The 14,510-nt window shown below is 69.4% G+C and carries 12 protein-coding genes; 7 read left to right on the top strand and 5 right to left on the bottom strand.

Going from position 1 to position 14,510, the window contains the following annotated elements; genetic code table 11:
* Positions 1 to 14 precede the first annotated feature (14 nt).
* The 3 genes from ACIRGA_RS01565 to ACIRGA_RS01555 all read right to left on the bottom strand — a co-directional run bounded on the left by ACIRGA_RS01565 (position 15) and on the right by ACIRGA_RS01555 (position 4,189).
* On the bottom strand, positions 15 to 1,823 hold the full coding sequence (locus tag ACIRGA_RS01565) for a hypothetical protein (protein ID WP_400935549.1): 1,809 nt from the start codon (positions 1,821 to 1,823) through the stop codon (positions 15 to 17).
* A 115-nt stretch (positions 1,824 to 1,938) separates the two neighbouring features.
* Positions 1,939 to 3,912 carry an SDR family oxidoreductase gene (locus ACIRGA_RS01560; RefSeq protein ID WP_400935547.1) on the bottom strand — a complete coding sequence of 658 codons (1,974 nt, stop codon included), beginning with the start codon at positions 3,910 to 3,912 and terminating at the stop codon, positions 1,939 to 1,941.
* Between the two features lie 58 nt (positions 3,913 to 3,970).
* The gene (locus ACIRGA_RS01555; protein ID WP_039922712.1) at positions 3,971 to 4,189 is read right to left on the bottom strand and encodes a hypothetical protein; all 219 of its coding nucleotides are present in this window, start codon (positions 4,187 to 4,189) and stop codon (positions 3,971 to 3,973) included.
* Positions 4,190 to 4,385: 196 nt separating this feature from the next.
* Here ACIRGA_RS01555 and ACIRGA_RS01550 point away from each other — a divergent pair, with 196 nt between their 5' ends.
* Entirely contained in the window at positions 4,386 to 5,609 is a 1,224-nt protein-coding gene (locus tag ACIRGA_RS01550) for an NAD(P)/FAD-dependent oxidoreductase (protein ID WP_400935545.1), read from the top strand.
* A gap of 76 nt (positions 5,610 to 5,685) precedes the next feature.
* On the opposite strand, the gene ACIRGA_RS01545 is transcribed toward ACIRGA_RS01550, so the two are convergent.
* Complete coding sequence (locus tag ACIRGA_RS01545; RefSeq protein WP_400935543.1) at positions 5,686 to 6,930, bottom strand: Bcr/CflA family multidrug efflux MFS transporter; 1,245 nt, start codon at positions 6,928 to 6,930, stop codon at positions 5,686 to 5,688.
* Positions 6,931 to 7,160: 230 nt separating this feature from the next.
* On the opposite strand from ACIRGA_RS01545, the gene ACIRGA_RS01540 reads away from it, so the two are divergent.
* The 6 genes from ACIRGA_RS01540 to ACIRGA_RS01515 are packed head-to-tail and all read left to right on the top strand — an operon-like array spanning position 7,161 to position 13,680.
* Positions 7,161 to 8,021: a fumarylacetoacetate hydrolase family protein gene (locus ACIRGA_RS01540; protein WP_400935541.1), complete on the top strand. Its 861-nt coding sequence runs from the start codon at positions 7,161 to 7,163 to the stop codon at positions 8,019 to 8,021.
* A complete protein-coding gene (locus tag ACIRGA_RS01535) occupies positions 8,021 to 9,322 on the top strand; it encodes an enolase C-terminal domain-like protein (RefSeq protein ID WP_400935539.1) in 1,302 nt (433 codons plus the stop codon). Before ACIRGA_RS01540 ends, ACIRGA_RS01535 begins: the two co-directional genes overlap by 1 nt.
* Positions 9,319 to 10,080: an SDR family NAD(P)-dependent oxidoreductase gene (locus ACIRGA_RS01530; RefSeq protein WP_400935538.1), complete on the top strand. Its 762-nt coding sequence runs from the start codon at positions 9,319 to 9,321 to the stop codon at positions 10,078 to 10,080. Before ACIRGA_RS01535 ends, ACIRGA_RS01530 begins: the two co-directional genes overlap by 4 nt.
* Positions 10,081 to 10,106: 26 nt before the next feature.
* Positions 10,107 to 11,150: a sugar ABC transporter substrate-binding protein gene (locus ACIRGA_RS01525; RefSeq protein ID WP_400935537.1), complete on the top strand. Its 1,044-nt coding sequence runs from the start codon at positions 10,107 to 10,109 to the stop codon at positions 11,148 to 11,150.
* A complete protein-coding gene (locus tag ACIRGA_RS01520) occupies positions 11,147 to 12,667 on the top strand; it encodes a sugar ABC transporter ATP-binding protein (RefSeq protein WP_400935536.1) in 1,521 nt (506 codons plus the stop codon). The genes ACIRGA_RS01525 and ACIRGA_RS01520 overlap by 4 nt, the downstream gene beginning before the upstream one ends.
* Positions 12,664 to 13,680: an ABC transporter permease gene (locus ACIRGA_RS01515; protein ID WP_400935535.1), complete on the top strand. Its 1,017-nt coding sequence runs from the start codon at positions 12,664 to 12,666 to the stop codon at positions 13,678 to 13,680. The genes ACIRGA_RS01520 and ACIRGA_RS01515 overlap by 4 nt, the downstream gene beginning before the upstream one ends.
* A gap of 84 nt (positions 13,681 to 13,764) precedes the next feature.
* On the opposite strand, the gene ACIRGA_RS01510 is transcribed toward ACIRGA_RS01515, so the two are convergent.
* Positions 13,765 to 14,475: a FadR/GntR family transcriptional regulator gene (locus tag ACIRGA_RS01510; RefSeq protein WP_400935533.1), complete on the bottom strand. Its 711-nt coding sequence runs from the start codon at positions 14,473 to 14,475 to the stop codon at positions 13,765 to 13,767.
* Positions 14,476 to 14,510: the final 35 nt, after the last annotated feature.

The raw sequence follows: 14,510 nt of genomic DNA, 5'->3' as shown, positions 1-14,510 counted from the left end.
GAGGACGAAACGCGTCAGGGGCGGGGCGCCCACTTGCCGATGAAGCTCCCGCAGGTGACGGTCTGCCCGGTGAGCCGCGACCGCAGCGCGTTCTCCAGCCCGAGGTAGTCGAAGATCGGCGCGTCCCCCGCGACCTCGGCGGGGACTGGACCGCCCTTGGCCAGCTCGGGCATGCTCACGGTCTGGAACAGCACCAGGTAGTCGCCGTCGCGGTTGAGGGCGTCGGCCGTCGAGAGCATGCGTTCCGGGGCGTCGGCGACGATCTCCAGCGGCAGCGGCCATTCCAGCGGGAACGGGTTGCGCAGGCCGAAGGCGGGATAGGCGAACGGGTTGTCGGGCAGGACGGCCGTGCGCCCGGCGGGGAATCGCGTGACGCAGTCCTGGATCTGGGAGATGTAGGTGAACGTGCCGGGGTTCGTGCGGATCCCGCGCATCGACGGCGTCACCGTGCCGAGGTCGCCGGTCAGCTTCTCGTGCGCCATGTCGAGGTACGCGGCTTCGTCGTGATGCGCGATCACGGCCCAGCCCGACGCCAGCACCGCGACCAGGCCCATCGCCGTCGCACCCGCCAGCCCGATCCGGCGAGGCGGCTCCGGCATCGGCGGCAGCGCGTCCGACAGCAGCAGGATCGCCGTCAGCGCCAGTGTTCCGGTGAACAACGTCGGGGTGTCGTTCCCCCACGACAGGCTGGTCATGAAGCCGGTCGCGAAGACCAGCGCGCCCATTTTCGGGAGTCTCCGTGTCGCCGCCCAGTTCACCAGGAGCGCGACACCGAGGATCCACCAGAGGACGTCCGCCCAGCGCGACGCGCCGGTGAAGTGCCCGTCGACGACGGTGCCGACCACCACCGCCACGCCGGCCAGGAGCAACAGCCGGGCGAGGACCGCCCCGGCGAGACCGGCGCGGTCGCGGAAGATCCCGAGCAGCGCCAGAAGCAGCCCGGCGATCATGAAGAAGGTCAAGCCCCGCACCGGTGGCCGTAGCAGGGACGCGGGATCTTCCAGCCACAGCCCGAGAAGCCGCTCGCCGTACGCGGGCACGCCGCCGGTGAGCTGCTCGGCCATCGCGCCGAGCCCGCCGTCGAGCGTGACGATTCCGAAGTAGAAGACCAGAAAAGCGCCCAGTGCCGGCAGATCCCAGGCCAGCCGACCCCACCAGCGGCCGGTGCGGAACGCTCCCTCGCGCAGCGACGGGTGCAGCAGCAGCCAGCACAGCGCGATCAACGGCACCGGCGCGAAACTCTGTTTGACGAACACCGCGGTGCCCAGCAGCACCAGGCCGAGCCGTCGCGGCCACGCCTTGCCGTTGCGCAGCCCCGAATCCAGCGCCCAGGCGCCGCACGCGGTCAGGAAGATCCCGTCGATCGTGTGCCAGGCCATCAGCGGGAACGCGTTGAGGTTCAGCAGCGACGCGGCCGCCGTCAGCCCGGTGAGCCCCGGCCCCCAGTCGCGGACGCGGCGGCGGGTGACCAGTACGGCGAACGCGATGGTCGCCAGGATGATCTCCAGCATGCTGAGCACGCTGGAGACGAAGAACAGCGGCCCCGGCAGCACGAAGTCGGCGATGTGCAGGTACGCCGAACCCAGCGGCCGCGCGGAGATGATGTCGGAATGCGGGACCTCTCCGTGCAGCACCCGCCATGCCTGGGCCAGGATGAAACCCTGATCCGACGGGTGGAAACCGAAGCGCCCCACCCGGAGTTCGGTGGCGAAGGCGAGCGCGAGCACCCACGCCGTGTGCAGGGAAAGCCGCAGCACTGTCCTGGACGGACGTACCACCTCCGCGTCCGGTCCGGTGGACAGCGGGGGACTGGCGACGTCCACACTGCCCCTTCCCGGTCGTCCCTACCTCGGCCCGTGCCCGCCGACCCCCCCGGCGTATCGGAAACCGATGGTAGCGGCCGGGGGCGTCCCCCGATCGAGCCCGGCGGCGGGGACGTCAGGGACGACGGCGCCAGACCAGCCGCGTGACCGCGCCCGCCACCGAGGCGAGCGGAGCCTTCCGGGGCAGGCCACGGGATTCCGGCGCGGACTCGGGCATCGCGCGGTAGACGAGGTGGGCGAAGAACCGTGCCGTCCTGGGTGCGACGAGCGTCACCAGTTCGGCGGCCGTGCCCTCGGGCAGGTTCAGGATCTCCGGCCGTTTCTCCAGTGCCTTCACCACGAGAGCGGCGGCACGTTCGGGGGAGCTCGACGGCATGCCGCGATAGGAACCGGTCGGGGTGATCATGTCGGTGCGCACCAGCGGCATCCGGACCGAGGTGAAGGTGACGCCGTCGGAAAGCGTTTCCCGGCCGGCGGTCAGCCCGAACTCCTCCAGCGCGGCCTTCGAGGCCAGGTAAGCGGAAAAGCGCGGGGTGTCGGTCTGCAGTCCTTGGGTGGTCACGTTGACGACGTGGCCGAAACCGCGCGCGGTCATCGACGGCAGCAGGCCCAGCGTCAGCCGCACGGGCCCGAAATAGTTGATCGCCATCGTGCGCTCGAAGTCGTGGAACCGTTCGGTGGACAGCGAAAGCGACCGCCGGATCGAGCGGCCCGCGTTGTTGACCAGCATGTCGACGGCGCCGTGCGCGGCGAGCACGTCCTTGACCAGTGCGTCGACGGCGCCGCCGTCGGTGAGGTCGCACGGATACGCCGACGCCTTGCCGCCCGCCGCGACGATCTGCTCGCGGACCTCTTCGAGTTCGTCGGCGCGCCTGGCCACGAGGATCACTTCACCACCCTTCGCGGCGATGGCCAGCGCGGACGCGCGTCCGATCCCCGAGGACGCCCCGGTGATGAGGACCTTGCGACCGTCGAGTGGTTCCGGTCCGGGACGGCGGCGGCCGCGATCGGGATCCAGATGCGCGAGCCAGTACCGGTAGAGCGGGCCGGCGTACTCCTTCAAGGGGGGCAGGGTGATCCCGCTGCCTTCGAGCGCGGCCGTGGTCGCGCTCGTGTCGAAGTCGACCTCCATGCTCAGATGCGGCAGGACTTCGAGCGGGATGCCGAGTTCCGCGAGCACCGCCGCGCGGGCCGAGCGCCCGCCGGGGACCCGGTCGAAGCCGGCGGCCGCGGATTTCGCCAGCCGGGTCCCGGCGCGTTTCAGCGCTCCGGACGGCCGGGCGGGAAGGACGGCGGAGATCTTCGGCCCGCCCGCGGCCCGCGCGAAGGCGTTGTAGACCTCGTGCAGCGGCTGCGGCCGGGGTGACGCGAGGTGGTACGTGCTGCCGCTGGGCGCGTCGACGTGCATGAGGTGTTCCATCGCTTCGACGACGTAGTCGACCGGAACGAGGTTCGTGGCGCCGAGATCCGGGGCGGCGAGAGGGAGACGGCGGGGCAGCGCGGCGAGCCGCGAGATCGCGGGGAGGAAGTAGTACGGGCCGTCGATCTTGTCCATCTCACCGGTGCGCGAATCGCCGGCCACGGCGGACGGCCGGTACACGCGGAACGGCGTTTTCCCGTGCCGTCGCACGAGTTTCTCCGCCTCGAACTTCGTCGCGTGGTACGGCGACGCGAAACTCTGGCCGAGGTCGAAGTCGGCCTCGGTGAACCGCCCGGCGTACTGCCCGGCGACCGCGATCGACGAGACGTGGTGGAAGAGCCCGGCCTTCGCGGCGGCGGCGAACTCCAGGACGTTGCGGGTGCCGTCGACGTTGGACGCGCGGTTCGCCGCTTCGTCCGCGGTGAGGTCGTAGATCGCGCCGAGGTGCACGACGTGATCGAGGGGTCCCAGGCGGGCGGGATCTATGCCCAGCGAGGGTTCGGTCAGATCGCCGGTGACGGGAACGAGCTTCTCGTGGCTCGGGAGCTTCCCGCGTGAGGTCTCCCTCACGAGAACGTGGACGGCTACGGTCTCGGGTCGCCGTAGTAGGCGCGCGACCAGGCGTTTTCCCAGAAAACCCGTCGCGCCCGTCACGAAGTAGGTGGTCATGGCCGGCTCCTTCCGAACGGCGCCGACTCTACCTACTCAGAAGTAGGAACGGTAGTTGTCATTCACTGTGATCCGGATGCTCGGCCACCGCGACCACGGCGTCGCGGAGCGCGGCGCGCAGGCGCCCCACGTCCAGCGGCCCGAGTACGGCGGCCTCTCCGGGCGGGGCCACGAGCACGATCTTGTCGCTGCTCACGAACACCGTCACGTCCCTGCGCCTGCCCGCGAGATCCCGGCAGCCGACCGACCATTCGTCCCGGGGTGCCAACGTCCTCATCCTCCCGTATCCCATGATCTCCCTTTCTCGTCCGAGGCTGGGACGAGGCGGTTTCGGGGCCGTGACGCGGGTTACCCGACATTCCTACTGATGGGTTAACCGAACTCGCGAACCGTGATCGACTTCCGCGCTCGCTAGGCCGGAAGGGGAGGAACGGGAGTAGCGTCCGAGGGAGGGACTGCTTGGGAGGTCATGGATGTCCGAACCCAGGAAGATCGTCATCGTCGGAGCCGGTCTCGCGGGAGCGACGGCCGCCGGGACGCTGCGAGAACGCGGCTACCCGGGCGAGATCCTGCTGCTCGGTACCGACACGCATCGCCCGTACGAATTACCGCCCTTGTCCAAGGGCCTTCTGATGGGCAAGACCGATGAACCCGACTGGGTGCACGACGAGGGTTTCTACGCGGAGAAGGACATCGCGTTCAAGAGCGGCGCGACCGCGACCAAGGTCGAGCTCGGCGCGCGGCTCGTGCACGACGACGCGGGTGGTGAACACCGTTTCGACCGGCTCGTGCTCGCGACCGGCTCCCGGCCGCGCTCGTTGCCCGTGCCCGGCGGGGATCTGCCGGGACTTCGGACCCTGCGCACCCTCGACGACGCGCTGGCGCTGCGTTCGGCGTTCAAGGACGCCCGGCGGGTGGTGATCGTCGGCGCGGGCTGGATCGGGACCGAGGCCGCGGCGGCCGCCAGGGAACACGGCGCCGAGGTGACCGTGGTCGACCAGGTCGGCTCACCGCTGCTCGCGGTACTGGGCGATCAGGTGTCCGGCGTCTTCAAGGACCTGCACACGCAGCACGGCGTGAACTGGCGTCTGGGTGAAGGCGTCGCCGGCTTCACCGGCGGCCCCGATGGGGTGACCGGTGTCCGCCTCCAGAGTGGTGACGAGCTTCCCGCGGATGTCGTGCTGGTGGCCGTCGGTGCCGCGCCGCGGGTCGACCTCGCGCACGCCGCCGGGCTGGAACTGTCCGACGACGGCGGGGTCTGCGCCGACGCCGGCCTGCGGACGGCCGCGCCCGACGTCTACGCGATCGGCGACATCGCCGCGCATTTCCACCCCCGCTACGGAAAACGCGTCCGCGTCGAGCACTGGTCGAACGCGAAATGGCAGGGCGAGCACGTCGCCGGGAACCTGCTCGGGGAGAACGAACCGTACCTGCGGAGCCCGTATTTCTTCTCGGACCAGTACGACCTCGGGTGCGAGTACCGCGGCCTCGCCGATCCCGAAAGCGACGAACTCGTGGTGCGGGGCGACCTCGCGGCGCGGGACTTCACCGCGTTCTGGCTGCGCGACGGGCAGGTGACCGCCGCGATGAACGTCAACCAGTGGGATGACGGAGACGCCTTGAAGGCCCTTGTCGAGGGACGCGCGGCGGTGACAGCGGAGCAGTTGAGGACGGCTGACCTCACATCCCTCGTGTGAGTGCGCGGGATGCTAGGAAGGACCGTTCCTTGCAAAATTTGCAAGGAACGGTCCTTTCCTAGCGTTTGAAAGCGGCTTAAACCGCCTGGGCGACCAAGGTCCGCGAAGGCCGCGTCATGGTCCCGAAGGCCAGCAGCGCGAGCACGCCGAAGGCCGCCATCGCGATCCCCATCGGGACCGCGGTGCCCGGGCCGCCCAGCCCGACCAGCGGCGTCGCCAGCCCGCCGACGACGAACTGCAGCACGCCCAGCAGCGCCGACGCCGAACCGGCGGATCGCGCCTGTTCGGCGAGCGCCAGCGAACTCGCGTTCGGCGCGACCATGCCGATGCTCGACACCAGGATGAACAGCGGGATCAGCAGCCCGATCAGGCCGAGGTCCAGCACCGTCGCGGCCAGCACGCCGAACCCGGCCACCGCCGCGATGACGAGGCCTACGGTCAGCAGCGTCCGCTCCGGGAAACGTCCGACGATGCGCCCGTTCAGCTGGCCGACGGCCACGATGCCGATGCCGTTGAGCCCGAACACCAGGCTGTACGCCTGCGGGCTGAGCCCGTAGACGCCCTGCAGCGCGAAGGACGAGCCGGAGATGTAGGCGAACAGGCTGCCGAACATCAGCCCGGAGGCCAGCGCGTAGCCGAGGAAGCCGCGGTCGCCCAGCAGGCTCGCGTACTTCCGCAGCACCGAGCCGAACCGCGCGGGCGTGCGGCGTTCCTCGGGCAGGGGCTCGGGGAGGAGGAAGAAGACGACGGCGAGCAGGATCGCACCGAACACGGTGAGGCAGACGAACACGCCGCGCCACGACGTCCAGTTGAGGATCTGGCCGCCGATGATCGGCGCCAGGATCGGGGCGAGCCCGTTGACCAGCATGAGCAGCGAGAAGAACTTCGTCATCGCGGTGCCGGAGTAGAAATCGCGCACGGTCGCCCTGGCGATCACGATGCCCGCCGCGGCGCCGAAGGCCTGGACCGCGCGGGCGGCGATGAGCAGTTCGGCGGTCGGGGCGACGGCGCACAGGATCGAGCCGACCATGTAGAGGGCGAGCCCGGCCACGAGCGGTTTGCGGCGGCCGATCGCGTCGGACAGCGGTCCGAGGATCAGCTGGCCGAGGGCGAGCCCGATGATGAACGCGCTCAGCGTGAGCTGGACGGTCGCGTCCGCCGCGCGCAGTTCGCCCGCCATCTGCGGCAGCGCGGGCAGGTACATGTCGATGGACAGGGGCCCGAAGGCGGACAGGCCGCCGAGGATCAGGACGAACCGGGCGCGTCCGGTCGTAAGGGGCCGCGCGACGGTTTCTTCCACTCGCTCGGGCGCGATGGTCATGCTCTTCCCTTCCCCAGTGATCGTTCCGCGAGGAACAACTTGCTTAGAGTAGGTAACTATTCCCGCTGTGAGTCTCGCCACCGGGACTTCGCAAGACTGATCCGACGAATTTTCGACACAAATCCAGACGGACCCTAGATCTTGGCGAAGGTCGTCGGGTATACATCGGATGTCTGTTCGTTGCTGTGGGAGCCGTTGAGTGTTGACGGTTCGGCTTGAAGGGGAGATCCGTGCAGCTGTTGCGACTCGGGGAGCCGGGAAGTGAGCGTCCGTTCGTACGTGCCGGGGACGGCACGCTGCGCGACCTTTCGGGGCTGACCGCCGACATCGATGGCGGCTTCTTCGCGGGCGACGGCGTCGCCAAGGTCGCGGCCGCGCTGGCCGCCGGTGAGCTGCCCGAAGCCGGCCCCGGATTCGCGGGCGCCAGGGTCGGCGCGCCGATCGCGCGGCCCGGCAAGGTCGTCTGCATCGGCCTCAACTACCGGCAGCACGCCGAGGAGTCCGGCGCCGAGGTCCCGGCCGAGCCGGTCGTCTTCATGAAGGCCTCCGACGTCGTCGTCGGCCCGGAAGACGACGTGCTCGTGCCGCGCGGCTCGACGAAGACCGACTGGGAGGTCGAGCTCGGCGTCGTCATCGGCAAGACCGCGCGCTACCTCGAAAGCGCCGAAGAGGCCTTGGAGTACGTCGCCGGCTACACCGTCTCGAACGACGTGTCCGAGCGCGAGTTCCAGCTCGAACGCGGCGGCACCTGGGACAAGGGCAAGTCGTGCGAGAACTTCAACCCGCTCGGCCCGTGGCTGGTCACCGCCGACGAGGTGGCCGACCCGCAGGATCTCGGCCTGCGGTTGTGGGTCAACGGCGAGAAGAAGCAGGACTCGTCGACCAAGGACATGATCTTTTCGGTCGCGGAGATCGTGCACTACGTGAGCCAGTACATGGTGCTGCGCCCCGGAGATCTCATCAACACCGGCACCCCGCAGGGTGTCGCGCTCGGCCAGCCGGACCCCAAGCCGTACCTGCGCGAAGGTGACGTCATCGAGCTCGAGATCGACGGCCTCGGCCGCCAGCGCCAGAACGTCAGGCAGGCGTGATGGCGAAGATCGTGGGCATGGAGGTGCTCGACGTCCGTTTCCCCACTTCGCGGGAGCTGGACGGTTCGGACGCCATGAACCCGGACCCGGACTACTCGGCCGCGTACGTCGTGCTGCACACCGACGGCGGCCCGGACGGTTACGGGCTCGCCTTCACCATCGGACGTGGCAACGACGTCCAGGCCGCGGCGATCCGCGCGCTGGAGTCACACGTCGTCGGCAGGGATGTGCCCACCGACGCCGCCGCGCTCGGGGACCTGTCGAGGGCGCTGGTCGGCGACTCGCAACTGCGGTGGCTCGGCCCGGAAAAGGGTGTCGCGCATATGGCGATCGGCGCGGTGGTCAACGCCGCCTGGGATCTCGCCGCGCGGATCGCCGGGCTCCCCGTGTGGCGTTTCGCCGCCGAGATGTCGCCCGAAGATCTGGTGTCCCTCGTCGACTTCCGCTACCTGTCCGACGCGCTGACCGAGCAGGAGGCGCTCGACATCCTCCGCGCCGCCGAGCCGGGCCGCGCCGAGCGGATCGCCCGGATCGAGCGCGACGGATACCGCGCGTACAGCACTTCGCCGGGCTGGCTCGGCTACTCGGACGCGAAACTCGTCCGGCTCGCCGAGCAGGCGGTCGCGGACGGCTTCGAGATGATCAAGCTGAAGGTCGGCGGGAATCTGGAGGACGACGTCCGCCGGATGAAGCTCGCCCGCGAGACCGTCGGCCCGGACATCCGGGTCGCCGTCGACGCGAACCAGCGCTGGGACGTCTCGACCGCCATCACCTGGATGACCGCGCTGGCGCCGTACGACCCGTACTGGATCGAGGAGCCCACCTCGCCGGACGACGTGCTCGGGCACGCCGCGATCGCCAAGGCGCTCGCCCCGATCCGCGTCGCCACCGGCGAACACGTCCAGAACCGCGTGGTGTTCAAGCAGCTGCTGCAGGCCGGGGCGATCTCGGTACTGCAGCTGGACGCCGCCAGGGTCGGCGGGTTCAACGAGAACCTGGCGATCCTGTTGCTGGCGGCCAAATTCGGTGTCCCGGTGTGCCCGCACGCCGGCGGCGTCGGGCTGTGCGAACTCGTCCGGCACCTGTCGATGTTCGATTTCGTGGCGGTGTCCGGGACCGACACCGACCGGTCCATCGAATGGGTCGACCACCTCCACGAGCACTTCACCGATCCGGCCGCGGTCGTCGACGGCCGCTACGTCGCCCCGTCCGCGCCGGGCTTCTCGGCCCGGATGCACGACGCGACCCTGCGCCGGTTCACCTTTCCCGACGGTCCAGAGTGGACGGAGACAAACCAGTGAGTGAGTTCGAAGGCCTCGTCGCCGCCGTCACCGGCGGTGCCTCGGGAATCGGCAGGGCCACCGCGGACCTGCTCGCCGCACGCGGGGCGGAGGTCGCGGTGCTCGACCTGAATCCCGGCGACCTTCCCGAAGGCCTCACCGGATTCCGCTGCGACGTCGGCTCCGACAAGGAGGTCCGGTCGGCGGTCGACGCGGTCGCCGAACGCTTCGGCAGGCTCGACATCCTGGTCAACAACGCGGGCATCGGCGCGCAGGGCGACGTCACCGCCAACGGCGACGACGAATGGCACCGGGTGCTCGACATCAACGTCGTCGGCATGGTACGGCTCGCGCGGGCGGCCTTGCCGCACCTCAAGAACTCGCCGTCGGCCGCGATCGTCAACACCTGTTCGATCGCCGCGTGGGCGGGCCTGCCCAACCGCGCGCTGTACTCGGCCAGCAAGGGCGCGGTGCTCTCGCTGACCCTGGCGATGGCGACCGACCATCTCGCCGACCGGATCCGCGTCAACTGCGTCTGCCCCGGCACCGCGGACACCCCGTGGGTCGGCAGGCTGCTCGACGCCGCGGGTGATCCGGAGGCCGAACGCGCCGCGCTGGCCGCCCGTCAGCCGATGGGCAGGCTGGTCACCGCGGACGAGGTCGCGAACGCGGTCGTGTACCTCGCCAGCCCGCTTTCGGCTTCGACCACCGGCACGGCGCTCGCCGTCGACGGAGGGATGTACGGGCTGCGTCCGCGCGGCCCGGTCAACCACCAGTAGTTTTCGCTGTCATCAAGGAGGATGCGGTGCGTACGAGGGTGATCAAGGTGGCCGCCGCGGCCACCGCGCTCGGGCTGGCCCTTTCGGCTTGTGGGTCCACTAAGGACAACGCAGCCAACGCCCCTCAGGGTGCGGGCGGGGGCGGCAAGGTCGGCGCGACGATCCCGCTGCTGACCTCGCCGTTCTGGCAGGCCTACAACAACTACGTACCGCTGAAGGCGAAGGAGCAGGGCGTCGAAGCGCTGCCCACGGTCAACGCGGACAGCGATCCGGCGAAGCAGATCACCGATATCAACACCCTGCTCAACCAGGGCATCAAGGGTCTGGTCGTGACGCCGCTCGACTCCGCCGCCGTCGTGGCCGGCCTCAAGGCGGCGGAGAACAAGGGTGTCCCGGTGGTCGCCGTCGACGTCGCGCCGGAGGGCGGCAAGGTCGCGATGGTGGTGCGCGCCGACAACAAGGCGTACGGCACCAAGGCCTGTGAGGCGATCGGCGCGAAGGTCACGTCGGGCAAGGTCGTGCAGGTCATGGGCGACCTGGCCTCGGTGAACGGCCGCGACCGCTCCGAAGCCTTCCGGCAGTGCATGAAGACGAAGTTCCCCGGCGTCCAGGTGCTCGAGGTCGCCGCGGAATGGAAGGCGGACAAGGCTTCGTCCGGTTTGGACAGCCTGCTGACCGCGAACCCGGACATCAAGGCCGTGTACATGCAGGCGGGCGGTGTGTACCTGGCGCCGACGCAGCAGGCGCTCAAACGCAAGAACCTCTACTTCCCGGTCGGCGACCCGAAGCATGTCGTGCTGGTCAGCAACGACGGCATTCCCCAGGAGCTGGCCGCGATCCGCGCGGGCGAACTCGACGCGACCGTCTCCCAGCCCGCCGACGACTACGCCAAGTACGGCATGTACTGGATCAAGAAGGCGATGGCGGGGGAGACCTTCAAGGCCGGGCCGACCGACCACGGCAGCACCGTCGTCGAGGTCCGGCCGGGAATCCTGGAAGACCAGCTCCCCGCGCCCGTCGTCACCAAGGACAACGTGGACGACAAGGCCCTCTGGGGGAACAACCTGTGAGCGCGCTGCCCGCCGGATCCGCCGCCGTGCCGGTGGTCAGCGCACAGGGCGTCGGCAAACGCTACGGCCCCACCGTGGCGTTGTCCGACGTCAGCCTCACCGTGCACCCCGGCGAGTCGCACGCGCTCGTCGGCCGCAACGGTGCGGGGAAGTCGACGCTCGTCTCCATCCTCACCGGACTGTCCAAAACGGACACCGGACACGTCGAGTTCGGTGGGCGGCCCGCGCCGCCGTTGTCCAAACAGGACGACTGGAAACGCGCGGTCGCCTGCGTCTACCAGCACGCGATGGTCGTCCCGCAGCTGACCGTCGCGGAGAACCTGTTCCTGAACCGCCAGTCCGGTAAGGGTTTCGCGATCGGCTGGCAGCGGTTGCGCCGTCAGGCAAGGGAACTGCTCGACTCCTGGGACGTGGGGGTCGACGTCGACACCCCGGCGGGCGAGCTTTCGGTCGAGGACCGGCAGTTCGTCGAGATCGCGCGGGCGTTGTCCTACGGTGCCCGGTTCATCGTGCTCGACGAACCGACGGCGCAGCTGGACAGCCAGGCGATCGACCGGCTCTTCGCGCGCATGCGGCAGATGCAGGCCAACGGGGTGACGTTCCTGTTCATCTCGCATCACCTCCACGAGGTGTACGAGGTCTGCCAGGCGGTCACCGTGCTGCGCGACGCCAAACACATCCTGACCGCGCCCGTCGCGGAGGTCGGCCGCGCCGAACTGATCGACGCGATGACCGGCGAGCAGGGCGGGCTGTCCGTCCGCGACGCCTCCACGCGCGAGGCGTTGGACGCGGACGCCGACGAGGTGCTGACCGTCGAAGGGCTTTCCGGTGACGGCTTCTCCGGCGTGACGTTCCGGATCCACCGCGGCGAGGTGATCGGGCTCGCGGGCAGCAACGCCAGCGGCAAGCACCAGGTCGCCGAAACCGTGTACGGACTGCGTTCGCCCTCCGCGGGCACGGTACGGGTGGACGGGAAGCCGCTGAAAGCCGGCGACATCCCGGCCGCGATCCGCGCCGGGATCGGGTGTGTGCCGAGGGATCGTCATCACGAAGGACTGGTGCTGGAGCATTCCATCGCGGACAACGCCACACTGTCCATTTTGGATCGCATGGGCAAGGGTGGTCTCGCGGCGCCGGGCGTCCGGTATTCGAAAGCGTCCAAGGCGCTGGCGGACTACGACATCGTCGCGGCCGACGCGGATCAGCCGGTGTCCGACCTTTCCGGCGGCAATCAGCAGAAGGTCGTCCTGGCCCGCGCGCTGGCCGGTGATCCGCGCCTGGTGGTGCTGATCAACCCGACCGCGGGCGTGGACGTCAAATCGAAGGAGGCGCTGCTCGCGGTCGTCGACCGGGTGCGGGCCGAGGGCAAGGCGGTGCTGATCGTCAGCGACGAGCTGGACGATCTTCGTCTGAGCGACCGGGTGCTGGTGCTGCGCGCCGGCGCCGTGGTCGCCGAACACCGGGCGGGCTGGTCCGACGGCGACCTGGTGGCCGACATCGAAGGAGTCGAACGGTGACCGAGCTGATGACCGATCCGAAGACTTCGACGCTCGCGGCCCCGCCGCGCCGCCGGAAATTCCGCTGGCTGCGCGAACTCGCGCTCATACCGGCGCTCATCGTGGTGCTGGTCATCGGAGGACTGATCAGTGACACGTTCCTGACCTTCGGCAGCATCGTCGGGATCCTGTCCGCCTCGGCCGCGCTGTCGATGGTGGTGCTGGGCGAATCGCTCGTGCTGCTGACCGGGAAGTTCGACCTGTCACTGGAATCCACCATGGGCATGGCGCCCGCTTTGGGCGCGATGCTGGTCATCCCGGTGGCTTCTTCGGGTTTCGGCACGGAGATCCCCGGTTTCGCGGGCATCCTCGCCGTGCTGGTGGCCGGTGCCGCGGTCGGCTTCGTGAACGGTTTCCTGATCGTCAAACTGAAGCTGAACGCCTTCATCGTCACGCTGGCGATGCTGACCGTGCTGCGCGGCACGCAGATCGGGTCCACCCAGGGGAAGACGCTGTTCGACCAGCTGGACGTGTTCACCGCGCTGGCCACGACGACGTTCATCGGGCTGCCGATGTCGGTGTGGCTGGCCGCGGCGCTGTTCGCCGTGTTCGGGCTGGGGCTGCGGTATCACCGGATCGGCCGGTCGCTGTACGCCATCGGCGGCAATCGGGAAGCCGCGCGGGCGGCCGGTATCCGCGTCGACCGGATCTCGTGGGGTGTCTTCGTCGTGGCCGGTGTGCTGGCCGCGCTCGGCGGGCTCGCGTACACCGGATACGTCGGCGCGCTCGGCGCGGATCAGGGCGACGGACTGATCCTTCAGGTGTTCGCCGCCGCGGTGATCGGCGGTGTCTCACTGGACGGCGGGAAGGGCACGCTGGTCGGGGCGCTCACCGGCGTGCTGCTCCTGCAGACGGTCACCAACCTGCTGCAGGTGGCGCAGGTGCCGCCGGAATGGCTGAAGGCGATCTACGGCGTGATCATCCTGGTCGCGTTGATCATCTCCCGCTACGCGAGCGGTAAAGCACAGACGTAGTCCGAAAGTCCGTGAAGGCCTCCTTCCCTACCTTGAGAGTAGGGAAGGAGGCCTTCACGGAGCGTCCAGGAGGAGAGTGCGGTGTCAGGAAGCTTCCGCGGCCGTGGTGGGGTCGTCTGCGGTGCCGAGGGCGTTGCGGAGCCATTGCTCCACCCCCGCCACGTGCACGGTGGCCCACGAACGCGCGAGCTCGGGCTCACGGGCGGCGATGGCCTCGTAGATCGCCGTGTGCTGCTCGCGGGTCTTCGCGACCGCGCCCTCCTGGGTGAGCCCGCGCCAGATACGGGCGCGCGCGGTGGGGCCGGACAGGCTGTCCAGCAGCGAGCACAGCACCGGATTGCCGGAGCCGTCGGCGATCTTGCGGTGGAACTGCAGGTCGTTCGCGACCAGTGCCTCCACCGTCGGCGAGTCGGCCAGTTCGTCGAGCAGGCGGCCTAGTTCCGCGATGTCCTCGTCGCTCATGTGCATCGCGGCCAGCGCCGTCGCCGCCGGTTCGAGGATCCGGCGGACGGCGAGGAAGTCGAGCACGGTGTCGTCGCGGTGGAAGTCCACCACGAACGTCATCGCGTCGAGGAGGAGATTCGGTTCGAGGCTGGTGACGTACGTTCCGTCGCCCTGCCGGACGTCGAGCACGCGGATCAGGCACAACGCCTTCACCGCTTCGCGCAGCGAACTGCGGGACAGACCGAGCCGCTGGGCCAGTTCGGCCTCCTTCGGCAGCCTGTCGCCCGGAGCAAGCTCGCCGGAGATGATCATGTCCTTGATCTTGTCGATCGCGACATCGGTGACCGGCATGTTCCACCGCCCTCCCCGAAGACCTCGGATGTTTG

Source organism: Amycolatopsis sp. NPDC102389 (assembly GCF_044765885.1).
Taxonomy (GTDB): domain Bacteria; phylum Actinomycetota; class Actinomycetes; order Mycobacteriales; family Pseudonocardiaceae; genus Amycolatopsis.
Note: the sequence above shows the minus strand (reverse complement) of the source record. Positions and strands in the feature narration are given on the sequence as shown.